The sequence below is a fragment of the Comamonas sp. 26 genome, assembly GCF_002754475.1.
Classification (GTDB): Bacteria; Pseudomonadota; Gammaproteobacteria; order Burkholderiales; family Burkholderiaceae_C; genus Comamonas.
The window spans coordinates 415096-438503 of the sequence record NZ_PEFL01000001.1 but is presented as its reverse complement, the minus strand read 5'-3'; the positions used below and the strand labels follow the sequence as shown (position 1 = coordinate 438503).

The following is a 23408-nucleotide window of genomic DNA, read 5'->3' as shown; positions in this document are numbered from 1 at the left end:
CGATTACCTCAGCTTCAGGGTCGACAGACCCAGCAGGCACAGCAGCATGGTGATGATCCAGAAGCGGGTCACAACCTGCGTTTCCTTCCAGCCGCTCTTTTCGAAGTGGTGGTGCAAAGGAGCCATCTTCAAGAGGCGACGGCCTTCGCCGTAGCGCTTCTTGGTGTATTTGAAGTACGTCACCTGCAGCATCACGGACACGGCTTCGGCCACAAAGATGCCACCCATGATGGCCAGCACGATTTCCTGGCGCACGATCACGGCAATGGTTCCCAGCGCCGCGCCCAGCGCCAGCGCACCCACATCGCCCATGAAGACCTGCGCCGGATGGGCATTGAACCAGAGGAAGGCCAGGCCGGCACCGGCCATGGCACCGCAGAACACCATCAGCTCGCCCGTACCAGGAATGCTGGGGAACAACAGATATTTGGCATAGGTGGCGTTACCCGTCACATAGGCAAAAATGCCCAGCGCCGTGCCCACCATGATGACCGGCATGATGGCCAGACCATCAAGACCGTCAGTCAGGTTGACCGCATTGCTGGCACCCACGATGACCAGATAGGTCATGACGATAAAGCCCAGCACGCCCAGCGGATAGCTGACTTCCTTGAAGAACGGCACCATGAGGCCCGCCTTGGGCGGCAAGTCCATAGAGAAGCCGGACTGCACCCAGGAGATGAACAGACCGAAGACTTCGGCATTGTTGTTCTCGGAAATGCAGAACACCAGATACAGCGCAGCCAACAGACCGATGACGGACTGCCAGAAATACTTTTCGCCCGAACGCATGCCCTCGGGGTCTTTGTTGACGACCTTGCGCCAGTCGTCCACCCAGCCAATCGCGCCAAAGCCCAGTGTTACCAGCAGCACAATCCAGACAAAGCGGTTGGACAGGTCAAACCACAACAGGGTAGAGACAGCGATAGAGAACAAAATCAGCACGCCACCCATGGTGGGAGTGCCGCTTTTAACCAGATGGGTCTCCATGCCATAGCCACGCACGGGCTGACCGATCTTGAGCGCGGTCAGCATGCGAATCGCCTTGGGGCCAACGATCAAACCAATCAGCAAGGCCGTGACAGCGGCCAGCACTGCGCGCAGCGTCAGATACTGAAAGACGCGCAGGAAACCGAATTCGGGCGAGATGCCCTGCAACCATTGAGCGAGCATCAGCAGCATGCAGTTTTCTCCCCGCAGTTGCCCTGCTCCTTGTCTGCACAGGCTTGCACAGCCTGCACCACTTGCTCCATCTTCATGAACCGTGAACCTTTGACCAACACACTGCCCAGACTGGGCAAGACCTCACATGCCGCCTGTTGCAAGGCAGCCATGCTCTCAAAATGCTGAGCGCCGCTGCCAAAAGCAGTAGCTGCAAATGCGCTTTGTGCGCCCAGCGTGTACAAATATTCAATGCCAGCCTGCTTGGCCAACACACCCGCTTCAGTGTGGAACTGCGGGCCGTTGTCGCCCACCTCGCCCATATCACCCAGCGCCAGCAGGCGCGGTGCGGGCAGCTCGGCCAGCACGGCAATCGCTGCCGCCACAGAGTCGGGGTTGGCGTTATAGGTGTCATCCACCACGGTCACGCTCTGACCATTGATTTGCACAGCCAGCGCACGCGAGCGCCCCGTCACCGGCTCAAAGCCAGAGAGACCCTGGGCAATGGCAGCCAGCGGCACGCCGGCGGCATGGGCGCAAGCGGCTGAGGCCAGCGCATTGCCCACGTTGTGGCGACCTGCAATATGCAGCTGCACTGCGGCGCTGCCTTGCGGGGTGTTGAGCACAAAGCTCCAGGCACCGTTTTTCCATGCCACATCCGTGGCAAAAACCTGCGCACCATCGGCGGCTTCGCCAAACATCAGGCAAGGACGGCCTGCAGCCAGCTGCGTCCACAGCGGCGTGTATTCATCACCAGCGGGGAAGATGGCCATGCCATCCTGGGGCAAAAAGCTCAGTACCGATCCGTTTTCACGCGCCACGGCTTCCACCGTGTGCATGAATTCCTGATGCTCACGCTGGGCGTTGTTAACCAGCGCCACCGTGGGCTGGCCAATGGCAGCCAGCTCGGCGATTTCGCCGGGATGGTTCATACCCATTTCCAGCACGGCAATGCGGTGCTCGCCCGACATGCACAGCAAATTCAGCGGCATGCCAATGGAGTTGTTGAAGTTGCCACGCGTGGCCAGCGCAGCCTCACCCACTCCGCCCACATGCGTGCGCAGAATAGAGGCAATCATCTGTGTGACGGTGGTCTTGCCGTTGCTGCCGGTCACGGCAATCAGCGGCAGATCAAACTGTGCGCGCCATGCGCGGGCCAGTGCGCCCAGCGCCAGCAAGGTGTCGGGCACTTCAATGCCGGACAGACCCGCTTGCGCCAGACCATGACTGGCCAGCGCTGCCAAAGCACCCGCGCCTTTAGCCTGCGGCAGAAAATCATGGGCGTCAAAACGCTCGCCCTTCAGGGCTACGAACAAATCCCCACTTTGCAGCGTGCGCGTATCGGTGTGCACGCGCGCCAGCACAATCTTGCCATCGCCGATCAGGCGGGCTTGGGGAATATGCGTCTGGATCAGCTCCAGCGCTTTTGCCAGGGTCATCATGACCGTATCTTTCCTTCGCGGACTGTCAGCGCTTTTTGCGCTTCGGCCATATCGGAGAACGGCTGGCGAACGCCCTTCGTCTCCTGGTAATCTTCATGCCCCTTGCCTGCAATCAGCACCACGTCGCGCACGTCGGCCTGTGCAATGGCATGTGCAATGGCCCCCGCACGGTCAGCCTGAACATGCAATGTCTCGCCCTGCTGCATGCCGGCCAAAATCTGGTCGATGATGCTTTCGGGCCGCTCGCTGCGCGGGTTATCGCTGGTGACAAGCACGCAATCGGCATTCGCCTGCGCAGCTTGTCCCATCAAGGGGCGCTTGCTGTTATCGCGGTCGCCGCCACAGCCAAACACGCACCAGAGCTTGCCACCACGCTGCTGCGCCGCAGGCTGCAGCGCACGCAAGGCTTTTTCAAGAGCGTCGGGAGTGTGGGCGTAATCCACGGCAATCAGCGGCAGACCGTGCTTGGCAATTTGCTGCATGCGACCAGGCACGGGTTCCAGATCGGCGCAGGCGGCCACGGCCTCTTCCAGCGACAGACCCAGACTGCGCAAGGTCGCCAGCACGCCCAGCAGATTGGAAACGTTGTATTGACCAACCAGACGCGTATTCATGCGCAGGCTATGACCCGCTTCCATCACGGTGAAGTTCAGGCCTTCATCGCCCAGACCAATGTCCTTGGCTTGCAGACGAGCCGGACCTTGAATGGAGACACTCCACACATCCAGCGGCTTGGCCTGCAACTTGGCCCATAGCTTGGCCCCATGGGCGTCATCAATATTGACCACCGCAGCCTGCAGACCCGGCCAGTCAAACAACTGGGCCTTGGCCTGCCAGTAGGCGTCCATGCTGCCGTGGTAGTCCAGATGATCCTGCGTGAAGTTGGTGAACAGAGCCACGCGGATTTGGCTGCCGTCCAGGCGATGCTCGACGATGCCAATGGACGAAGCCTCAATTGCGCAGGCAGCCAAGCCTTGATCGGCATAGCTGCGGAAGACGCGCTGCAGCAGCACCGGGTCGGGAGTGGTCATGCCCGTCGATTCGAGTGCCGGCGGCACACCAACACCCAAAGTGCCCACCAGCGCACAGCCAGTGCGCGCATTCAGCTTCACTTTTGATAGTGCATGCGCCAGCCACCAGGCCGTGGTGGTCTTGCCATTGGTGCCGGTCACAGCCAGCACGTCCAATTCACGGCTGGGGTGCGCAAACCATTCGTCGGCGATCAGGCCGGTGGCGGCCTTCAAACCCTTGAGAGCGGCAACCTTGTCGCTGTTCAGATCAAAGGCGTCAAGACCATCGGCTTCTACCAGCACGGCGGCCGCGCCCAGCTCCAGCGCCTTGGCGACATAAGCACGGCCATCGGTGGCTGCGCCCGGCCAGGCGATAAAGGCATCGCCCGCCTTGACCTTGCGGCTATCAGTCTGCAGGTCGCCCTGCACGCGGGTACGCAGCCAGGCTACCGCCTCGGCTGCGTTGTTCAGTGTTTGAATCAGAGTGCTCATAGCACAGGCTCCTCAGGCGGCGCAGCCACGATCAGAGGTTTGACTTCCTTGTCGGGCTGAACGCCCATAAAACGCAGCGTCTGCTGCACCACATCGGCAAAAACAGGGCCGGCCACGGTACCGCCGTAGTAAGAACCAGCGGTGGGCTCATCCACCATCACGGCCACGATGATGCGAGGCTTGTCGATAGGGGCGATGCCGGTGAACCAGGCGCGGTACTTGCCGGCTGCATAGCTTTTACCGACCTGTTTGCGGGCCGTACCGGACTTGCCACCAATGGTGTAGCCCTCGGCCTGTGCCTTCTGGCCAGTACCGCCAGGGCCTGCAGCCATGCGCAGCATGTGCAGCACGGCGGCCGCATTTTCTTTGGAGATCACGCGCACGCCCACGGGCGGCTCGGTCGTTTTCAAAATCGTGGACGGAATGACGTTGCCGTCGTTGGAGAACACGGTGTACGAGCGTGCCATCTGGAATAGCGAGGCCGACAAGCCATAGCCGTAAGACATGGTGGCTTGCTCAATCGGTTTCCAGGTCTTCCAGGCACGCAGGCGGCCCGAGACCGCACCAGGAAACTGGATTTGTGGCTTCTGGCCAAAGCCAAGAGCGCTGAAGTACTCCCACATCTCCTGTGGCGAAAGCTTTTGCGCGACCTTGGTCGCCCCCACGTTACTGGATTTCTGGATCACGCCTTCCACCGTCAGCGTGCCATAGTTGTGCGTATCGGTGATGGTCGAGCCCGTCACCGTATAGCGGCCGGGTGCAGTATCAATAATGGTGGAAGGCTTGACCCGCTTAAGCTCCAGCGCCGCCGCAACGGTAATGGGCTTCATGGTCGAGCCGGGCTCAAACGTATCGGTCAGCGCGCGGTTGCGCAGTTGCTCACCCGTCAGATTCTTGCGGTGTCCAGGGTCGTAGCTGGGGTAGTTGGCCAGTGCCAGCAATTCGCCAGTGTGGGCATCCATCACCACCACGCTGCCAGCCTTGGCCTTGCTGATTTCAACCTGCTGCTTGAGCTTCTGGTAGGCGTAGTACTGAACCTTGCTGTCGATGGACAGCTGAATGTCCTGGCCGTCCTGCGGCGGCACTTCATCGCCCACGCCTTCGACCACACGGCCCAGCCTATCCTTGATAACGCGGCGCGAGCCGGGCTTGCCGGCCAAATCCTTGTCAAAGGCCAGCTCCATGCCTTCTTGACCATGGTCTTCCACATTGGTGAAGCCCACGATGTGCGCAGCCGACTCTCCTTCGGGGTACTGGCGCTTGTATTCTTTGCGGTTGTAAATGCCCTTGATATTGAGCGCCACAATCTTCTGGCCCACATCCCAGTCCAGCTGCCGCTTGACCCAGACAAAGGACTTGTCCTCAACGTCAAGCTTCTCCATCAAAGTCTTCAGAGGCATGTCCATGAGCTTGGCCACGTCCTTGAGCTTTACCTGAACCTCGGGGTCCTTCAGATCCAAATCTTCAGGAATAGCCCAGATGCTGGCCGCCGGCACGCTGGACGCCAGAATCAGGCCATTGCGGTCAAGCAAACGGCCACGGTTGGCCGGCAGTTCCAGTGTGCGCGCAAAGCGCACCAGGCCCTGGCGCTTGAAGAAATCGTTGGCATAGACCTGCACGTAGGCCGCACGCGCGCCCAGACCCACAAAGCCCAGCGCCAGAGCAGCCACAATGAACTTGCTGCGCCACAGCGGAGTCTTGGATGCCAGCAAAGGGCTGGTGGTGTAGAGAACACTGCGCGTCATTGCACTGTGGCTCCGGTTGCGGAGCCTTCCTGCACGTACTGGGTAATGGCCGGCGAAGCCTGCTTCATCTGCAGCTTGTCACGCGCCAGCGTCTCGATGCGCTGAGGCGTGGCCTGCGCACGTTTTTCCACCTGCAGTCGCAGCTGATCCGTTGCCAGACGGCGCGATTCATTTTCGGCGCGATCCAGCTCGGTAAAAAGCCGACGCGACTCATACTGGGTATGCACCAGAAAAATGGCGCTCATCATCACCGCCAGCAGCAGCAGCAGGTTTATGCGCAGCACGGCAGCCCTCCCGCAGCCATGCACTGAGCGGCATGGCGGTGCATCATGCAGGCACCTCGGTGCGCTCAGCCACACGCATCACGGCAGAGCGTGAACGCGGGTTGCCGTCGACTTCAGCAGCGCTGGGCTTGATGCGGTCCAGCGCCTTAAGGCGCATGGGCGTGGGCAGTGCAAACGGAGCACGGCGGTCATAGACCTCCTTGGAGTGCTTGGAGATGAACTGCTTGACGATGCGGTCTTCCAGTGAATGGAAGCTGATCACGGCCAGACGCCCTCCGGGTGCCAGCACGCGCAAGCTTGCTTCTAGCGCTTGTTCAAGCTCCTGAAGTTCGGCATTGATGAAAATCCGAAGAGCCTGGAAGGTCCGTGTAGCCGGATTCTGCCCAGCTTCGCGGGTCCTGACTTGGCCAGCCACGAGCTGGGCAAGCTCACCGGTAGTGCGCAATGGCCCCTGACTTTCGCGCCTAGCAACAATCGCCTTTGCAATGGGGCCAGCAAACCGTTCTTCGCCGTAATCACGTATCACCTCCGCAATCTGCTGCACTTCAGCGTCTTCCAGCCACTCAGCCACGCTTTGGCCACGGGTAGTGTCCATACGCATATCGAGAGGGCCATCAAAGCGGAAGCTGAAGCCCCGGTCCGGGTTGTCAATCTGGGGCGAGCTCACGCCCAGATCCATCAACACCCCTTGCACGCTGCCTTCCGGCAGTTCATTGAGGTGACTGAATCCTTCGTGCCGAATCGAAAAACGCGCATCGGTGATGCGCGCCGCTTCAGCGATTGCGTCCGGATCTTTGTCGAACGCAACCAGTCGGCCATCTGGCCCTAATCGCTGCAATATGAGCCGGGAATGACCTCCCCGGCCGAACGTTGCATCCACCCATTGGCCCGCTGGCGGCTGAGCAGCACCACCTAACAGGGCGTCCACGGCCTCGTCAAGCAAGACGGTGATATGTTGCAACGGCTGATTCACAAGCTCTTCCTACAAAACAAAATCCTGGAAAGCCGCCGGCATCGGTTGCTGGCGTGCCTCCGCTTCGCGCATTTCATACGTGGCCTTATCCCAGACCTCGAAATGCGCCCCCATGCCCAGCATCAAGACCTCTTTGGTCAGACCTGTAGCCTCACGTAACTCAGGCGAGATCAGCAGTCGGCCGGTCGCGTCCATGTCCACATCCATCGCGTTGCCCAGAAAAATGCGCTTCCACCACTGAGCAGTGATCGGCAGTTGCGCGACACGTTCGCGAAACTGCAGCCACTCAGGCCGCGGAAACAGCAACAGACAACCATCGGGATGCTTGGTGAAGGTGACCTGGCCTTCAGCCATCGACAAAAGGGCGTCACGATGCCGGGTCGGCACAGACAGCCGCCCCTTTCCATCGATATTCAGCGAAGACGCCCCTTGAAACACGGCTAATTGCTCCGGTCATCTGGAGCCACTCGTTCCTCGAAAAAGCAGGTACGAGGGCAGCTTTCACCACTTAATTGCACTTTTTTGCACTGTATCAGCAATTTGAGGGTATTCCAAACGCAAATGAACAATTATTTGCAATGAAATCAAGCACTTAGAGCAAAAAACAAAAGGTTTACTTTGAAAATACCTTTCCTTTACAAGCACTTAGCAAACTCAATGCATGTGGACTCTCATTCGGTCCGTCAATTGCAACCAAGCAATTCAATGGAAAGAACTGATTTAACTCTGGTCCTTCTCCTACAAATGCAAACTGCCCGCACAGGCGGGCAGCTTGAATCAAGCGCTCAGAACTTCAGAGAATGAAGCGCGACAGGTCTTCGTCCTGACTCAGCATTTGCAGGCGTTGGTCCACATAGGCAGCGTCAATGATTACGGTCTGGCCCGAAAGCTTGACCGCATCGAAGCTGACTTCATCCAGCAGACGCTCCATCACCGTGGACAGACGACGCGCACCAATGTTCTCGGTGCGCTCATTCACATCAAAGGCAATCGTGGCCAGTCGAGTGATACCGTCAGGTTTGAACTCCAGCGTCACACCTTCAGTCGCCAGAAGCGCTTGATACTGCTTGACCAGCGAGGCGTGAGTCTGCATGAGAATCGCCTCGAAGTCCTGAACCGACAGCGATTCCAATTCCACGCGAATGGGGAAACGCCCCTGCAGCTCAGGAATCAGATCACTGGGCTTGGACAGATGAAATGCACCCGAGGCAATGAACAAGATGTGATCGGTCTTGACCACGCCGTACTTGGTAGACACTGAAGTGCCCTCCACCAGCGGCAGCAGGTCACGCTGCACGCCTTGGCGTGAAACGTCAGAGCCACTGGTTTCCTGGCGCGTAGCGACTTTGTCGATTTCGTCGATGAAGACAATGCCATTTTGCTCCATATTGGCGATGGCGCGCGTCTTGGCATCTTCCTCGTTCACCATCTTCGCGGCTTCTTCGTCGGTCAGCAGCTTCAGCGCCTCTTTGATAGGCAACTTGCGGGTCTTGCGCTTTTCCTGGCCCATATGGCTGAACATGCCGCGCAGTTGCTCGGCCATTTCTTCCATACCCGGCTGCTGACCCATGATCTGCACCTGGGGCAATTGCTCCGCGATGTCGATCTCGATTTCCTTGTCATCGAGCTGGCCTTCGCGCAGCTTTTTGCGGAAGACCTGGCGGGCGGTGTTATCGGCCGTCACCTCACCGGTGCGGGCCTGCGGCACCAGCACATCGAGAATGCGGTCTTCGGCCGCATCTTCGGCGCGGGCACGCATCTTCTTCATGTCCGACTCGCGGGTCTGCTTGACAGCGACCTCGGCCAGATCACGAATGATGGCGTCCACATCCTTGCCCACATAACCCACTTCCGTGAACTTGGTGGCTTCAACCTTGATGAAAGGCGCATCGGCCAATTTTGCAAGGCGGCGCGCAATTTCGGTCTTGCCCACGCCAGTGGGGCCGATCATCAGAATATTCTTGGGCGTGATTTCCTGGCGCAAGCCATCAGGCACCTGTTGACGGCGCCAGCGGTTACGCAGCGCAATCGACACGGCGCGCTTGGCACCGTGCTGGCCGACGATGTGCTTATCCAGCTCGGAGACGATCTCCTGGGGAGTCATGGCAGAAGACATGGGATTTTCTCAGTCAAATGGCCGCTAGCGCTTATCAATAAAGCGCAAGCAGCTATCAAATTAGATAGATGAAGCGCTTACAGCGTCTCAATCGTGTGATTCATGTTCGTGTAAATGCACAGCTCACCGGCAATCGCCAGCGATTTGCGCACAATGTCTTCGGCCGACAGCTCAGTGTTGTTGAGCAGCGCCTTGGCGGCCGAGTGCGCATAGGCACCGCCTGAACCGATGGAGACAATACCCTGCTCGGGCTCAAGCACATCGCCATTGCCGGTAATGATGAGGGAGGTGGTGGCATCGGCCACGGCCAGCATGGCTTCGAGCTTGCGCAGCACGCGGTCGGTACGCCATTCCTTGGTCAGCTCAATGGCCGCGCGGGTCAAGTTGCCCTGGTGCTTTTCCAGCTTGGCTTCAAAGCGCTCAAACAGCGTGAAAGCGTCTGCAGTCGCGCCCGCAAAACCCGCCAGCACCTTGCCGTGGTAGAGCTTGCGCACCTTGCGCGCCGTGCCCTTGATGACGATGTGACCCAATGTGACCTGACCATCACCACCGATAGCGACTTGAACGCCCTCGGGAGTCTGGCGGCGCACGCTAATGATGGTGGTGCCGTGAAACTGTTCCATCTGCTGCAGATGGGGCAAGCTACAGCGACCTCAAGAGCCCAAACAAATTAAATTTGAAGAAAATACCCAGCAAAAAACGCTGCGGCGCAGCACCAGAAACGCCAGGCAAGAGTCATCACGTCACGGCGATGGCCTCACCCTTCGCGAAAGGGGGATGCAAAACGCCTCAGGGGGTGTCAGTCTTTTCGAGGAATCACCTGAGCGTGCTCTTGAATGCCTACGACATTAAAGAACACGGCCAGCAACTGGTGCAACTGGCTGAACTGCAGCACATGACCTACCTCTTGCATCTGCGCAGCCCAGTTCAGCACCGATCCTGCTGCCGCAAAGTCCATGCGCACCAGTCGTGTGCAGTCAATGGCAAGGGCTTCGCCCAGCTTGGCCTTGCCCTGCACTTCGCTGAGCCAGGGCAGCGCATCGCCGTCAATCACACCCTGCAGCGCAAAGCGTGGCTTGCGCTCCTTCCAGAGCATGTTCGGCTGAATCGTCTCAGGGCCCATCAACAGGCTGTCCTGATAAGCACGCTTTTGATTCTGGCCTTCGTTCGCATAGCCGCAGACAGGGTCAACCCAGGATGGCGGCGACAGCTCATAGGTCACGCAGTAATCCAGTGCCGTCAATTCAAAATCATCTTGCAGATGCATCAGGCGCTGCATGGCCAGTCGCAAATGCCACCAGTCCTGATCAACCTCGCGGTCACCCGAAGGCGCATGTTTGCCGAGCACCGCAAGCAGTCGCTCATGCCCGGCAAAAACCAGCTGCCCTTTTTGGGCCGACCATTGTTCGGCGGCTTCCAGCATTGGAGCCGTCACGTCCGGGTCAATCACCTCAAGAGCACTCCAGTCCATGACCCACGGACCAGGGCTGCGCGCCTTGCTGACCTGCAAAGCCCTGAGGCTGGATTCGCCCAATTGCACAGGCGCAGACCAGTGAAAGCCTGCCTGAGGTGCTTCTGGCGTTGTTTCACTGAGCTTGCCGGCCTGCTGCGGCATGGCAAACCATTGCGGCGCGGAGCGTCCAAAGCGCGCCACAAAGTCCATGGCAGCATCTTCAAACTGGGCCTGCATGCCCGCCGCTCGGTACATGTCCAGCAAAGCCAGCCATACCGGCAGCTGCGAAGGCATGTCCTGGGTGCGCTGGGCAATCAGGGCCTTGAGACTGGCCTCGGCTCCTTCGTTATCGCCACTGGCAAAAACAATGGCCGCATCCTCCAGCTCCGCATCGTGCTCAAAATGCACAAACGAAGGCGGAACCATGCTGACTTCGACCGGAGCGGAGACCTCGGTCGATGCAAAGCCAGGGGAAAAATCTGTGTAGCCCCGCAAGGGCTTGATGTCTGCACCGGACTGAGGCAGCGTGAAACCGCTGGGCAAGGCATCACTGAGCATGGGCAGTGAGCTTTCCGGCACGGGAGGCTGCGCTCTGAAGACCGAAGGCATGGTGTTACCACCTTCAGGCAGCTGCAGCGGCATGGTGGCCGCGTCTGCGACCTGTTTGCCGCGCCACCATTGCTGGGCCATCTGCGCTTCGATTTCATCGATTTTCTTGATGGTATCTGCACGCTCTCCAAGAATGGAGTTTTGCGCAGTCTGCAAGAAGGCCGATGCTGCTAATGGGGTAGGCGTATCAAGCGGAGCTCTGGCGGTGACCGAGGCTTTGACCAGCTGCGCCTGACGCATCTTGCGCAGCTGCTCAAATTCGCGCTTGCGCACAAAGTCATTCTGGCGCTTACGCTCCAGCATCTCCTTGAGCGCCTGCTTGCTGTACTGACTCTCGTCGCTGTCCTGGTTCAGATTCTCCAACTCGGACCAATTGACGGTCGGATGGCGCACAAAGCGCGCCACCTTGGACAGCAATCCTCCCGATTTGTTTTCTTCTTTCGCCATGGTCCTCTACTTTGATGCCTACAGCCCCATCAACACTTGATGCAAATCAATCGCCGTACATCTTCTGCTTGAGTTCACGGCGTTGCTGGGCTTCCAGCGACAGTGTAGCCGTGGGGCGTGCCAGCAGTCGGCCCACACCGATAGGCTCGCCAGTTTCGTCGCAATATCCGTAATCACCTGCATCAATGCGAGCAATGGACTGATCGATCTTCTTGAGCAGCTTGCGCTCGCGGTCGCGGGTGCGCAGCTCCAGAGCATGCTCTTCTTCAATCGTGGCACGGTCTGCAGGGTCTGGGACCACCACAGTGTCTTCACGCAGGTTTTCTGCGGTTTCACCCGCATTCACGTGCATGTCGTTCTTGAGCGTGACCAGCTTGCGGCGGAAGTAAGCCAGCTGGGCATCGTTCATGTAGTCGTCGTCAGACATGGCCAGCACCTCAGCATCGGTCAATTCCTCCACCGACTTGGTTTTCCAGGCATTGGCCAGCTTGGGATCCTTCTTGATCGCGGCTTGCTTTGTGTTGGTCATAGCTTTCTTATCACTTTGGGTTGCTGCTGCCGTGGCGCTGATTGGAGCCATGGACGGAACATCTGTTTCAGGCTGCCGCGCAGGAAGCGTTGCAGATCGTTTGGGTTTAGGTGCGCTGGAAGAGATCCCCTGTACCCCGGATGCCAGCTGCGCTTTGTCCGCAGCCATACCCGCCAAAGAGGACCCGGCACCACCAGAGTGCAAAGCAGTGGCTGCGGTGTTGGCCGCTGCCTTGGTTTGCTTGGCTTTCACAGTGTTCATGTCCTGTCTCCTCACAGTACAGTGTCCTTGCAGAGCAAGATTGCACTAACACCCTCTTTAGGGGCGGCATTGTAGCCACGACCGCCGACTCATCCTCCAACCGTTGCACATACCCCACAATTTCAAAAACTGACGTCGTCCATATCCAGAGCAGTTTGCGAGAAATTTCAAACAAAAAAACGGCCTGTAACGCAGGCCGTCAGTCATTGTCAGCAATGCCGGACCGCTGGTCCAGCCTCACTCTCAAGCCGTTACACCAGGCACTGATCCAGGCCTTGGCGCAGGATGTCCTGAGGCAGGTCGATGCCGATGAAGACCATCTTGCTGACATGCTTCTCGCCCTCTTCCCACTCTGGACCCAGATCGCTGCCCATCAGCTGGTGCACACCCTGGAAGATCACCTTGCGGCTGGTGCCCTTCATGTCCAGAACGCCCTTGTAGCGCAGCATCTTGGGACCATAAATATTGACAATGGCACCCAGAAAATCTTCCAGCTTGGCGGGGTCAAACGGGCGATCAGCACGGTAGACAAAGCTCTTCACATCATCGTCATAGTGGTGGTGATGCAGGTGGTTGCAGTGCTCACCATGCTCGTGATCATGGTGGTCGTGACCGCAATGCTCATCATGCACATGCTCCTGCTTGTGCTCATGGGCGTGATCGTCATGCGCGCATTGTCCGTGGTCGTGATCGCAGGCGCTGTGGTCATGTGCATGGTCATGCTCATCTTCCTTGAGGAAGTCGGGGTCGATGTCCAGCTTGGCATTCAGATTGAAGCCGCGCAGGTCGAACACTTCGCTCAGGGGCACATCGCCAAAGTGCACGGCGCGAATAGGCGCACGGGGATTCATGTGCTTGAGGCGGTGGGTCAATGCTTCCTTTTCCGCTTCTGTCACCAAATCAGTCTTGGACATGAACATCTGATCCGCAAAGCCCACCTGACGGCGCGCCTCCTGGCGGTTATCCAGCTGCTGGTTGGCGTGCTTGGCATCGACCAGCGTAATGATGGAGTCGATCAGATAGGTCTCGGCAATCTCATCGTCCATGAAGAAAGTCTGAGCCACGGGGCCGGGATCGGCCAGGCCGGTGGTTTCGATCACGATGCGATCAAAGTCCACCAGGCCCTTGCGGCGCTTGGCGGCCAGCAATTGCAGGGCTTCGCGCAGATCTTCGCGGATGGTGCAGCAGATGCAGCCATTGCTCATCTGCAGAATCTGCTCTTTGGACTCGGTCTTGAGAATGTCGGTGTCGATGTTTTCCTCGCCGAACTCGTTCTCGATCACGGCAATCTTCATGCCGTGCGACTCGTGCAGGACGCGCTTGAGCAGCGTGGTTTTGCCAGAGCCCAGAAAGCCCGTGAGGATAGTGACTGGAATGAGAGCCATGCGTTGAAACCTCTTGCTGAGGCAGCTGCTACATGCCGCTGCCAAAAAACACGCGGGCGCAGCTCGAACAGCTGGACCCGGTGATAAACAGCTGGGGAGTGTAGCGGCGCTTTCAAGCGCTCACGGCCAGCAGGGCCGGGCAAAAATACAAAGAAAATAGGCCTCTGGTGCTTATTCCAATTGCGCTATACGCTATCAAATCAGGACTAATTAATCCTCAGCCTCATCGCTGCTGGCATTTGGCATCTTGCGCCGTGACTTGGGCTTTTCATCCCCGCTCTGGCGCTGCGCGCGCGGGTGGGCGTTTTCATAGGCCTGGGCCAGATGCTGAAAATCCAGCCGCGTATAGATTTGCGTGGTGGCAATGCTGGAGTGACCCAGCAGCTCCTGTACGGCCCGCAGATCACCGCTGGACTGCAGCATATGGCTGGCAAAAGAGTGGCGCAGCACATGTGGGTGTACGCCAGATGCCAGCCCGGCTTGCTGCCCGCGCTGCTTGAGCCTGGCCCAGACGGATTGACCTGTCAGTCGCTCGCCCCGGCGGCCGATGAACAAGGCGGCCTCGCCCTGCGCCTTGGCCTGCGCAGCCGCTGACAGAGCGCTGCTGCGCAGCGCCAGCCACTTTGTCAGCGCCTGCAGCGCCATGCGCCCCACGGGCACGCTGCGGCGCTTGCCGCCCTTGCCCTGCACATGGGCATCACCCCCGTCCAGATCTATCCAGCCCCGGCCTTGCTGCTGCGTGGTCTGATCGGGCCTGACATCCAGTCCCACCAGCTCGCCCACGCGCAGGCCGCAACTGTAGAGCAGCTCGGTCATCGCGGCATCACGCGCTTCAATCCACGGCTCGGCTTCGGAGTTTTGAAAGCTGGCCAGTTGCACGGCGTCATCTACAGCCAAGGCCTTGGGCAAGGGTTTGGGTGACTTGGGTCCGCGCACGCCTTCCACAGGGTTGAAGGGCACCAGTTCCTGCTGGGCCGCCCAGCGATAAAAGCTGCGCCAGCCCGAAAGAATCAGCGCAATGCCGCGTGCGCTGCGGCCTGCGCTATGCATTTGCGCAGCAAAACGGCGGATATGCATGGGCTGCAGCGCCAGCAGCTCTTGGTTGACCACCCGCGCAAAGTCTTGCAGCTTGATCAAATCCAGCGCGTAAAGCGTGTGCGTGCGGTCCGCCAGGCGCTTTTGCACCCGCACATGCTCAAGGTAGCTGTGGACAAGGTCCGGCAGCTGCGCGTATTGCTCCTCAAAAGAGAGCTGCTCGCGCTCTTTCATCAAGGGCTGCAACCCGTTTTCACCAGATTTAACCGTGAGCCAGCGTCAAAGCAGGCAGGCGCATGCGCGAAAGCGATGCACTGGTCAGCTCGGAAATCCGCGCGAGGAATTCAAGGCCCATGGTCGCGTCAAAACGCAGCGGATCTGGCGAGCCCAGCACCAGCATGCCAAAGGCGTTGGAGGTGCTGTCCATCGCACCATCGTGCAAGGTCAACAGCGCCACGGACTGCACGGCATTGGGGTTGGGCAGCCAGTTCACGGGCTCAAAACCCATATTGGGTCCGCAGAACGGCATGGTCAGCGATGCGGCAAAGGCCTTGGCATCATCGCTGACGCCCATGGTGTAGACAGTGCCACTGTGCGCGCCCGCCACATTCCACAGGCGCAGCGCCACCTGGGGCACCTCAAAAATATGCTGCAGGCTGGCGGTGAGTGCATGGGGCAGCTCGCGCAGGTCCTGCACCTTGACGAGAGCATGCGTCCACTGGTGAATCTTGTTGGCGATGCTCGCGTTCTCGCTGCCGTGGCGCACCATGTCCATGATGCGGTGCTCCAGCCCCTTGATCTTTTCACGCAGCATCTCCGCCTGGCGCTCCTGCAAGCTCACGGCACGCGGGCCATGGCCACTGATCAGGCGCACGCCAGTCAGCATTTCGGCATGGCGCTCGAAGAATTCGGGGTTTTGCTGAAGATAGTCGGTAATCGACTCTTCGGTCACTGCGATGTCGGTCAAGCTGTTCATAACGTATCGGGAATGTCGATCTGGCCTTCAAAAACAAACTCGGCGGGGCCGGTCATGCGCACACGGTCCTGCGCACCACCCGCCCACTCAATGGTCAGCAGACCACCACGGGTATGCACATCCACACGGCTGTCCAGCAGCCCCCAGCCAATGCCTGCCACGATGGCCGCGCAGGCACCAGTGCCGCAGGCCAGCGTCTCGCCTGAGCCGCGCTCATAGACGCGCAGATTGACGGCGCTGCGGTTGATGATCTGCATGAAGCCAGCATTCACGCGCTGCGGAAAGCGAGCATGGCGCTCGATCAGCGGGCCATGCACCTCGACCAGCGCGGTGTTCACATCGTCGACCAGTTGCACGGCGTGGGGGTTACCCATGGAGACAGGCGCTATCCAAACCGTAGCTTCCTGCGCAGGCACATCAAGCGCCAGAGGCCATTTTTTTGCAAAACCCAATGTCTCAGGCTGCAGGCCTTCGGTCGTGAACGGTACCTTGGCGGGGTCGAGCTGCGGCGCGCCCATGTCCACGGTCACGCGGCCGTTGCTGTGAATTTCGGGGGCGATGATGCCCGACAGCGTCTGCACGCGAATCACGCTTTTATCGGTCAGCCCCTTGTCATGCACATAGCGGGCAAAGCAGCGCGCGCCATTGCCGCACTGCTCCACCTCACCGCCGTCGGCGTTGTGAATGACGTATTCAAAATCCACGCCCTCTGCCGGGGCGGGGCGGACGGTCAGAATCTGATCGGCACCCACGCCAAAGTGGCGATTGGCCAGATAACGGTATTGGGCTGCGTTCAGGCCCAGACGGGCCTGGGTTTCGTCGAGCACGACAAAGTCGTTGCCCGCGCCTTGCATCTTGGTGAAGCGAATCTGCATGATGCTGGGCATTATCGCGCCGGGCACGCGGTCTGCGCCATCGGACAACCTTAGCGGTACAGCTTTTGCAACAGCTCTCTGAGCTGAGCCTGCTCCATCTCGCTCAAGTGAGCGATGGATTGCGCCTCGCGGCTCTTGAGTTCTGGCTCGGCGGCATCGACCAGCTCACGCCCCGCAGCGCTCAGATACAGACCTGTGGCACGGCCGTCACGCGGGTGCGGGCGGCGCTCCAGAAAACCGCGTTTACCCAGAGCGTCAATCATCCCCACCATATTGGGCGGCAGCACCGCCAGTTGCTGGCAGAGCTGGCGCGAAGTGATGCCCGCATTGCTGCCGATCAGCGACAGCACGGAGAACTCCACAATCTTGAGGTCAAAGCGTTTCATGCTCTCGACAAAGACGCCCACCAGCGACAGCGATGCACGACGCGCGTTGTAGCCCAGCAGCGATTCGAGAAAGCTCGCGTCCACACGATCCACGGCAAACACTTCAATCGCCTCACTGCTCCCCTGCTCCGGGCTTGCAGCGCAAGAGTCCTCAGCCTTGCTGCGCGCATTACGCACAACGTGTGCGGGCTTTGAGGCAGTTTCTTTAACAGGGGTTTCGGCAGTCTTGTGAGCGAGCATTGGACGAGTCAAATTCTGTAGCAAGAGAGCAAGCAATCAAGGGCGCACCAAGCCCACGAATGCTATGAAAGTCCATAATTTTGCCGGTTTTAGTGACATCTTGCAGGCATATTTAGTCAATTTGTCGCTGCATACAGCTGGTTGCCGTGCACCACAGAAGCCTGCGCCCACTGCGATTTCATCAGACTCATGCGCCAGTCCATTTCAGGCAGGATTCGCTGCTGCACCTGCTTGAGCGGGCCTTGCCAGCGCTCATTGTCTGTACCTTCCGTGGCGGCAATACGTGCCCAGGCCCAGCCCAGCAACAGCACGGCCACGCAGCGCAGGTAGTCGTCGGCCACGCGCCAGGCCAGGGTGTCGTCTTCCTTGCAGGCCTGCGCCAGCACGGTGGTGAAGTAGCGCAGTTGCGCAAGGCCACGCAAAACCTCGGCATCCAGCGAGCGTCCTGCATCCAGCGATTTGCGTAAAAACAGAAGCCACTGGCCCATGGCCTGCCCACCATCAGGCAGCACCTTGCGCACCAGCAGGTCAATGGCCTGAATCTCGTTCGTGCCCTCATAAATCATGGCCACGCGAGAGTCGCGCACGATCTGCTCAATGCCCCATTCACGGATATAGCCGTGGCCGCCAAAAACCTGCAGACAAGCGCTGGCGCCTTCAAACGCCTGCTGCGTCCATGCAGCCTTGAGCACAGGCGTCATCAGACTGCACCACTGCTGGGCCTGCTCGCGCTCCTTGGCGCTTTCTGCATGGCGCGCCACATCGAGGTAAACGCCGGTCTGGTAGGCCAGCACGCGCCCGCCATCCACCCATGCGCGCTGCACATCCAGCGTGCGGGCAATGGTCGGGTGCTCAATGATCAGATCCGCCGTATCGCCCACGCCGCGCGAGACAGGCACCGCGCCCGGCGCGCGCATCTGGCGGCGCTCCAGCGCATAGGCATGGGCTTTTTGCCATGCCGCATCCAGCAGACCCATGCCTTGCAGCGCCACATGCAGGCGGGCGGCATTCATCATCACAAACATGGCGTTCAGGCCTGCGCCGGGCTGACCAATCAGCCAACCGGTGGCAGCGTCAAAGCGCATCACACAGGTGGGGCTGCCGTGCAGGCCCATCTTCTCTTCAATACGCTCGCAGACCACGGCATTGCGCTCACCGTCTGGCAACACCTTGGGCACCAGAAACAACGACAGCCCCTTGGGTCCGGCAGGCGCACCGGGCAGACGTGCCAGCACCAGATGGACAATGTTGTCAGTCAGGTCATGCTCGCCGCCCGAGATAAAAATCTTGCCGCCGCTGATGGCGAAACTCTCACCTAGCGGCGAATCACCCGCAGGGATGGCCTGCGTGCGCACCAGCCCCAGATCGCTACCCGCATGCGCTTCCGTCAGGCACATGGTGGCCAGCCATTCACCGCTGGCAATTTTTGACAGATAAGCCGCCTTGAGCGCATCGCTGCCGTGGTGCTTGAGGCATTCATACGCCCCATGCAGCAGTCCCGGTGCCATGGTCCAGCCATGATTGGCGGCGCTCAGCCATTCATAAAGCACGCCTTCCAGCACCCAGGGCAGGCCCTGGCCACCATCTTCTTCGGCACAGGCCAGCGCAGGCCAGCCGGCCTGCCAGAAGTCCTGATACGCACTGGCAAAGCCCGGCGGCGTGGTCACACGGCCCGCATCAAACTGCGCACCGGTTTCATCACCACTGCGCGACAAGGGACCCACCACATCGCCCACCCATTTGCCAGCCTCATCCAGCACCTGCTGCATCAAAGCCTGATCCGTACCCGCATGGACAGGCAGGCGCTGCAACTGCTCATCAGCCTTGAGCACATCAAAAAGAAGAAACGCGTTATCAGCGCTGGCGGGCAAATAGGACATACAAAAAGACCGCGATGGCAATCAAAGAAAGGGGAAATTGGAAGTCAACCGGATAAGCACAGACTCATGCCATCGGGGAATCTGGGACGCCAGGCAAGAGCCACCTCGCGGCGAGGGCGTCACCCCCTCTCCCGCAAAGCGAGAGAGGGGTAAGCCGCAAAGCGGCTCAGGGGGTGAATCAGGAGTCTGCCGTGAAGCCGATCTGCTTGACCAGCGGCCCCCAGCGATCAAACTCCGCCTGCTGCGAGCGGGCCATTTCCTCTGGCGTAGAGCTGGTCGCAATCAACCCCACCACGCCCACGCTGTCCTTGAGCGCATCGCTCTTGAGTGCCGCCGTGATGGCAGCATGCGCGCGCTGGCGCACATCTGCAGGTGTCTTGGCGTTCGCATAGAAGCCAAACCACTCTTCGGCGATCAGATCGCTAAAGCCCTGCTCTGCAAACGTAGGCACATTGGGCAGGTAGGGGTTGCGCTGCTGACCGCTGGTGGCCAGCACGCGCAGCTTTCCGGCCTTGTAGTAGCTCAAGAAATCGCCACTGGGGCCCATGACGGCCGCAATCTGGCCGCCCGCCAGGTCAGACACCGCAGGCGCCGTTCCGCGATAAGGCACATGGCTGAGCTTGACGCCGGAGCGCAGGCTGAGCAACGCGCCAATCAGGTGGGGCTGGGTGCCGGCACCGGGGCTGCCAAAACTGGCCTTGTCGGGGTTGTTCTTGCTCCATGCCAGAAAATCTTTCAGCGTCTTGACTTCGGCAGGCACTGCCGGACCGACCGCCAGACCGTGGTGCATGATGGCTCCAATAGAAATCGGCTCGAAGTCCTTTGCCTGATAGGGGAGCTTGCTATAAATATGCGGGTAGATGGAGAAGGCCGAGACCTGCGAGAGCACGATCACCGAACCATCGCCCACAGAGCCGCGCAGGCTTTCCAGCGCAATACGGCCACCAGCGCCGGGCTTGTTTTCCACCACGCCCATATTCTTTGAATAGCTGGTGCCACCAATCTTCTCAGCCACGCGGCGTGCCACCGAGTCACCGGCGCTGCCCGCAGGGAAGCCGTAAAGAATGCGAACTTGCTCCAGCGGGCCACCGCCCTGTGCATAAGCACTGCGACTGGCGATACCGCCAAACGCGGCCAGCGCAGCGCCAGCACTCAGACTTTTGACGAAATTGCGACGATCTTGCATGGTTTGTCTCCTATTAGAAATAAACGGAATCTTCGTTCCTGTGAAATAGATATGTAGAACCGCGCTGGCTCTCAGCCCTCAAGGTCGGAGACGCCAAGCCAGAGCAGTCCGCGGCAATGGTGTCATCCTTTTGAGGAAAAGCACGCCGCGCTTCGTGGATTCCTTACCTCGGCGCCATGCGCAGCGCACCATCGAGGCGAATCACTTCACCGTTGAGGTGATCGTTGTGCACGATGTGCACGGCCAAATCTGCAAACTCAGCAGGCTTGCCAAGGCGCGACGGGAAAGGAATGGACGCCGCCAGCGACTGTTGCACCGCCTCGGGCAACTCTTGCATCAGCGGCGTGGCAAACAGGCCCGGTGCCACGGTGCAGACGCGAATGCCGTGCTGGGCCAAGTCTCGCGCCATGGGCAACGTCATGCCGACCAGACCGCCCTTGGATGCGCTGTATGCCTGCTGGCCTACCTGCCCATCAAAAGCCGCGACGGATGCGGTGTAGACAATCACGCCGCGCGCACCATCCTCCTGTGCAGCCAGCTTGGCGCAGCGCGCAGCAAACAGGCGCGTCATGTTGTAGCTGCCAATCAGGTTGACGCGAATGACGCGCTCAAAATCATCCAGCGGCGCTGGCTCTCCGTCACGACCAATCACACGCTTGGCCGTGCCAATACCTGCTACGTTCATCAAAATTCGGGCATCTGCACCCCAGTGCGCCTTAATCTGATCGAGCGCCGCCATCACGCTGGCCGTATCGCAGATATCGCACTCCAGCGCCAAGCCACCAATTTCGGCCGCCACGGCCTTGGCTTTGTCCAGCTGACGGTCCAGCACGACGACTTTGGCTCCGGCCGCTGCCAGAGCACGGGCGGTGGCTTCACCCAGCCCCGAGGCTGCGCCAGTGACGATGGCAATCTGATCTTGAACTTGCATTTCACTATCCTTTTAAAAGCTTCTCGCGCTTTCTGCTATGGGGTTTAAGCCTGATTTGGCTTCAAGATCAAGGCCAGAGTCTCGTCATACAAACCCGCCACCACATCGGCACGATGCTGGAGCACGGCGCGCTGGTTGATGGAGCCTTTGTCTGTGACTTCACCCAAGTCCAGCGATGGCGCACGTGTAGCGGCCACGGCACGCGCAATGCGGCTGGCACTGCCGGTCGCGGTTTGCGCCAGCTGGTTGAGTATGGTCTGCAGATGCTGCTGCACAGGCGCGCTGTGCATGATTTGCTCTTGCGTGGCACCGGCTCCCAGTCCGCTCAGCGCGGCACAGGCCGGGGTGCCGAAGATGATGGCACCCACCTCTTTGCGGTCAAGCCCGGTCACCACCACATCCTGGATATAGGGCGCTCCGGCATGAATGACCTTGGCGCGCAGCGGACCCACGTTCACAAAGGTGCCGGTTGCAAGCTTGAAGTCTTCGGCAATGCGGCCATCAAAGCGCAGGCCCTGATGGTGGTCTTGCGGGTCACGCCACTGCACGGCATCGCCGGTGCAGAAGAACCCTTCTTCATCAAAAGCCTCGGCCGTCGCCTCTGGCGCACGCCAGTAGCCGGGCGTGACATTGGGGCCACGGTAGCGCACCTCCAGCTTGCCCGCCGCAGGAGCCAGCTTGAGCTCCAGCCCCGGCACGGGCACCCCCAGATCGCCAGAGCGCACATCGGCCCGGTTAACAAACAGCGCTGACGGCGATGACTCCGTCATGCCCAGCCCTGTGCCCATCACCACGCGGTGGCCCAGTTCTTTTTCCTGCGTGCGGTACAGGCTGTCCCACACCGGCTGCGCCAGCGATGCACCTGCGTAATAAAACATGCTCAAGCGCTTGAGCAGGCTGCTGCGCAGCACGGCGTCGTTCTCCATCGCACCGGCAATGTATTCAAAACCGGTGGGGACATTGAAGTAGGCCGTGGGCGATATTTCGCGCAGATTGCGCAGCGTCTCGCCAATGCCTGCCGCCGTGGGTTTGCCTTCGTCGATATAAAGCGTGCCGCCGTGGTAGAGCGTCATGCCAATGTTCTTGTTGCCGCCAAACGTGTGGTTCCACGGCAGCCAGTCCACCAGCACGGGCGGGCCTTTGACCATATCGGGCATGGTCTGGGCAATTTGCTGCTGGTTGGCGCACCACATGCCGTGGGTATTGATGACCGCCTTGGGCAGCTTGGTCGAGCCCGAGGTGAACAGGAATTTGGTGATCGTTTCTGGCCCTGTGGCCTGCATGGCGGCATCGACGGCAGGCGTGGCCTGCGTCGCCAGCAGTTCGGCAAACAAGGTGTGCGCCTGGGCATCCACAGCGGGTTTGGCATAGACCACTTCGCAGCCCTCAGGCAGCACGGCCTGCACGGCTTTTTCGTAGCGCGCTGCATCGCTGGCAAAGATCAGACCGGGGGTGAGCGTGTTCACCACATGGCGCAGCTTGGCGTAATCGGTGCTGACCAGAGAGTACGCGGTGGAAGCCGAGCAGTACGGCACGCCCGCATACAGGCAGCCCATAGCCAGCATGGCGTGGTCCAGATCGTTTTCGCTGAGGATGATGACCGGTCGTTCTGCCGACAGTTTTCGATCAACCAACGCCTGCGCAATGCTGCGCGCAGCGGCCAGCGTCTGCGCATAGCTAATGTGTTTCCAGTCACCCGTACCGCCATCTGGCAGACGCTCGCGCTGGGCGATAAAAGTGTGATCGGGTGTGGCCTGTGCCCAGTGCACCAGCCGGTCCGTCATGCGCTTCGCATACGGGGCCAGTTCCTGATCGGCCCGTGCGTAGCTTGTGCCGTCACTCCTCTCATCGACTTTGAGGCTGCACACGCCAAACTCCAGCGCGCGGTACTTGGGGCTTTGGCCCTCTTTCTGTACCTCTTGCATGCTGCTGTTGGCCTGCATGGCTGTACTTGTCTCTTGCATGGTTTTTGTCTCCATCGCTTGATTGTGA

General features: G+C 59.7%; 20 protein-coding genes. All 20 read right to left on the bottom strand.

The genetic code is table 11. From position 1 onward, the window contains the following. Positions 1–3 precede the first annotated feature (3 nt). The 20 genes from mraY to CLU84_RS01970 all read right to left on the bottom strand — a co-directional run bounded on the left by mraY (position 4) and on the right by CLU84_RS01970 (position 23380). Entirely contained in the window at positions 4–1182 is a 1179-nt protein-coding gene (gene mraY / locus CLU84_RS02065) for a phospho-N-acetylmuramoyl-pentapeptide-transferase (RefSeq protein ID WP_099735711.1), read from the bottom strand. Next, positions 1173–2603 (bottom strand): UDP-N-acetylmuramoyl-tripeptide--D-alanyl-D-alanine ligase, encoded by a 1431-nt coding sequence (gene murF, locus CLU84_RS02060; RefSeq protein ID WP_099735710.1) that lies wholly within the window; start codon positions 2601–2603, stop codon positions 1173–1175. The genes mraY and murF overlap by 10 nt, the downstream gene beginning before the upstream one ends. Beyond that, positions 2600–4105 (bottom strand): UDP-N-acetylmuramoyl-L-alanyl-D-glutamate--2,6-diaminopimelate ligase, encoded by a 1506-nt coding sequence (locus tag CLU84_RS02055; RefSeq protein ID WP_099735709.1) that lies wholly within the window; start codon positions 4103–4105, stop codon positions 2600–2602. The genes murF and CLU84_RS02055 overlap by 4 nt, the downstream gene beginning before the upstream one ends. Continuing rightward, positions 4102–5850, bottom strand: coding sequence for a penicillin-binding protein 2 (locus CLU84_RS02050; RefSeq protein WP_099735708.1), 1749 nt, complete (start codon positions 5848–5850; stop codon positions 4102–4104). Before CLU84_RS02050 ends, CLU84_RS02055 begins: the two co-directional genes overlap by 4 nt. After that, a complete protein-coding gene (ftsL, locus tag CLU84_RS02045) occupies positions 5847–6134 on the bottom strand; it encodes a cell division protein FtsL (RefSeq protein ID WP_099735707.1) in 288 nt (95 codons plus the stop codon). The genes CLU84_RS02050 and ftsL overlap by 4 nt, the downstream gene beginning before the upstream one ends. A 43-nt stretch (positions 6135–6177) precedes the next feature. After that, the gene (gene rsmH / locus CLU84_RS02040; protein WP_099735706.1) at positions 6178–7107 is read right to left on the bottom strand and encodes a 16S rRNA (cytosine(1402)-N(4))-methyltransferase RsmH; all 930 of its coding nucleotides are present in this window, start codon (positions 7105–7107) and stop codon (positions 6178–6180) included. Positions 7108–7116: 9 nt separating this feature from the next. Beyond that, positions 7117–7545 carry a division/cell wall cluster transcriptional repressor MraZ gene (gene mraZ / locus CLU84_RS02035; protein WP_099735705.1) on the bottom strand — a complete coding sequence of 143 codons (429 nt, stop codon included), beginning with the start codon at positions 7543–7545 and terminating at the stop codon, positions 7117–7119. A 355-nt stretch (positions 7546–7900) separates the two neighbouring features. Continuing rightward, the gene (hslU, locus tag CLU84_RS02030; protein ID WP_198460431.1) at positions 7901–9223 is read right to left on the bottom strand and encodes an ATP-dependent protease ATPase subunit HslU; all 1323 of its coding nucleotides are present in this window, start codon (positions 9221–9223) and stop codon (positions 7901–7903) included. 77 nt (positions 9224–9300) lie between these two features. After that, positions 9301–9846, bottom strand: coding sequence for an ATP-dependent protease subunit HslV (gene hslV, locus CLU84_RS02025; RefSeq protein WP_099737814.1), 546 nt, complete (start codon positions 9844–9846; stop codon positions 9301–9303). Between the two features lie 176 nt (positions 9847–10022). After that, positions 10023–11732 (bottom strand): STAS domain-containing protein, encoded by a 1710-nt coding sequence (locus tag CLU84_RS02020; RefSeq protein ID WP_099735704.1) that lies wholly within the window; start codon positions 11730–11732, stop codon positions 10023–10025. A 46-nt stretch (positions 11733–11778) separates the two neighbouring features. Further along, positions 11779–12522, bottom strand: coding sequence for an RNA polymerase-binding protein DksA (gene dksA / locus CLU84_RS22115; protein ID WP_199173670.1), 744 nt, complete (start codon positions 12520–12522; stop codon positions 11779–11781). Positions 12523–12773: 251 nt separating this feature from the next. Then, complete coding sequence (locus CLU84_RS02010) at positions 12774–13907, bottom strand: GTP-binding protein (RefSeq protein WP_099735703.1); 1134 nt, start codon at positions 13905–13907, stop codon at positions 12774–12776. Positions 13908–14117: 210 nt separating this feature from the next. Beyond that, entirely contained in the window at positions 14118–15176 is a 1059-nt protein-coding gene (locus tag CLU84_RS02005) for a tyrosine recombinase XerC (protein ID WP_099735702.1), read from the bottom strand. 28 nt (positions 15177–15204) lie between these two features. After that, positions 15205–15918: a DUF484 family protein gene (locus CLU84_RS02000; protein WP_099735701.1), complete on the bottom strand. Its 714-nt coding sequence runs from the start codon at positions 15916–15918 to the stop codon at positions 15205–15207. Beyond that, positions 15915–16793, bottom strand: coding sequence for a diaminopimelate epimerase (gene dapF / locus CLU84_RS01995; RefSeq protein ID WP_099737812.1), 879 nt, complete (start codon positions 16791–16793; stop codon positions 15915–15917). Before dapF ends, CLU84_RS02000 begins: the two co-directional genes overlap by 4 nt. Before the next feature lie 50 nt (positions 16794–16843). Continuing rightward, positions 16844–17419 (bottom strand): MarR family winged helix-turn-helix transcriptional regulator, encoded by a 576-nt coding sequence (locus tag CLU84_RS01990; RefSeq protein ID WP_099735700.1) that lies wholly within the window; start codon positions 17417–17419, stop codon positions 16844–16846. A 116-nt stretch (positions 17420–17535) separates the two neighbouring features. After that, positions 17536–19299 carry an acyl-CoA dehydrogenase family protein gene (locus CLU84_RS01985; RefSeq protein WP_099735699.1) on the bottom strand — a complete coding sequence of 588 codons (1764 nt, stop codon included), beginning with the start codon at positions 19297–19299 and terminating at the stop codon, positions 17536–17538. Positions 19300–19477: 178 nt separating this feature from the next. Further along, positions 19478–20485 (bottom strand): Bug family tripartite tricarboxylate transporter substrate binding protein, encoded by a 1008-nt coding sequence (locus tag CLU84_RS01980; protein ID WP_099735698.1) that lies wholly within the window; start codon positions 20483–20485, stop codon positions 19478–19480. 163 nt (positions 20486–20648) lie between these two features. After that, positions 20649–21416 carry an SDR family NAD(P)-dependent oxidoreductase gene (locus CLU84_RS01975; RefSeq protein WP_099735697.1) on the bottom strand — a complete coding sequence of 256 codons (768 nt, stop codon included), beginning with the start codon at positions 21414–21416 and terminating at the stop codon, positions 20649–20651. Positions 21417–21460: 44 nt separating this feature from the next. Continuing rightward, complete coding sequence (locus CLU84_RS01970; protein WP_099737811.1) at positions 21461–23380, bottom strand: feruloyl-CoA synthase; 1920 nt, start codon at positions 23378–23380, stop codon at positions 21461–21463. Positions 23381–23408: the final 28 nt, after the last annotated feature.

Bases quoted from the DNA above. Each gene is read 5' to 3' on its own strand.
- mraY (WP_099735711.1), bottom strand. From the start codon at position 1,182: ATGCTGCTGATGCTCGCTCAATGGTTGCAGGGCATCTCGCCCGAATTC.
- murF (WP_099735710.1), bottom strand. From the start codon at position 2,603: ATGATGACCCTGGCAAAAGCGCTGGAGCTGATCCAGACGCATATTCCC.
- CLU84_RS02055 (WP_099735709.1), bottom strand. From the start codon at position 4,105: ATGAGCACTCTGATTCAAACACTGAACAACGCAGCCGAGGCGGTAGCC.
- CLU84_RS02050 (WP_099735708.1), bottom strand. From the start codon at position 5,850: ATGACGCGCAGTGTTCTCTACACCACCAGCCCTTTGCTGGCATCCAAG.
- hslU (WP_198460431.1), bottom strand. From the start codon at position 9,223: ATGTCTTCTGCCATGACTCCCCAGGAGATCGTCTCCGAGCTGGATAAG.
- hslV (WP_099737814.1), bottom strand. From the start codon at position 9,846: ATGGAACAGTTTCACGGCACCACCATCATTAGCGTGCGCCGCCAGACT.
- CLU84_RS02020 (WP_099735704.1), bottom strand. From the start codon at position 11,732: ATGGCGAAAGAAGAAAACAAATCGGGAGGATTGCTGTCCAAGGTGGCG.
- dksA (WP_199173670.1), bottom strand. From the start codon at position 12,522: ATGAACACTGTGAAAGCCAAGCAAACCAAGGCAGCGGCCAACACCGCA.
- CLU84_RS02010 (WP_099735703.1), bottom strand. From the start codon at position 13,907: ATGGCTCTCATTCCAGTCACTATCCTCACGGGCTTTCTGGGCTCTGGC.
- CLU84_RS02005 (WP_099735702.1), bottom strand. From the start codon at position 15,176: ATGAAAGAGCGCGAGCAGCTCTCTTTTGAGGAGCAATACGCGCAGCTG.
- CLU84_RS02000 (WP_099735701.1), bottom strand. From the start codon at position 15,918: ATGAACAGCTTGACCGACATCGCAGTGACCGAAGAGTCGATTACCGAC.
- dapF (WP_099737812.1), bottom strand. From the start codon at position 16,793: ATGCAGATTCGCTTCACCAAGATGCAAGGCGCGGGCAACGACTTTGTC.
- CLU84_RS01990 (WP_099735700.1), bottom strand. From the start codon at position 17,419: ATGCTCGCTCACAAGACTGCCGAAACCCCTGTTAAAGAAACTGCCTCA.
- CLU84_RS01985 (WP_099735699.1), bottom strand. From the start codon at position 19,299: ATGTCCTATTTGCCCGCCAGCGCTGATAACGCGTTTCTTCTTTTTGAT.
- CLU84_RS01980 (WP_099735698.1), bottom strand. From the start codon at position 20,485: ATGCAAGATCGTCGCAATTTCGTCAAAAGTCTGAGTGCTGGCGCTGCG.
- CLU84_RS01975 (WP_099735697.1), bottom strand. From the start codon at position 21,416: ATGCAAGTTCAAGATCAGATTGCCATCGTCACTGGCGCAGCCTCGGGG.
- CLU84_RS01970 (WP_099737811.1), bottom strand. From the start codon at position 23,380: ATGCAAGAGACAAGTACAGCCATGCAGGCCAACAGCAGCATGCAAGAG.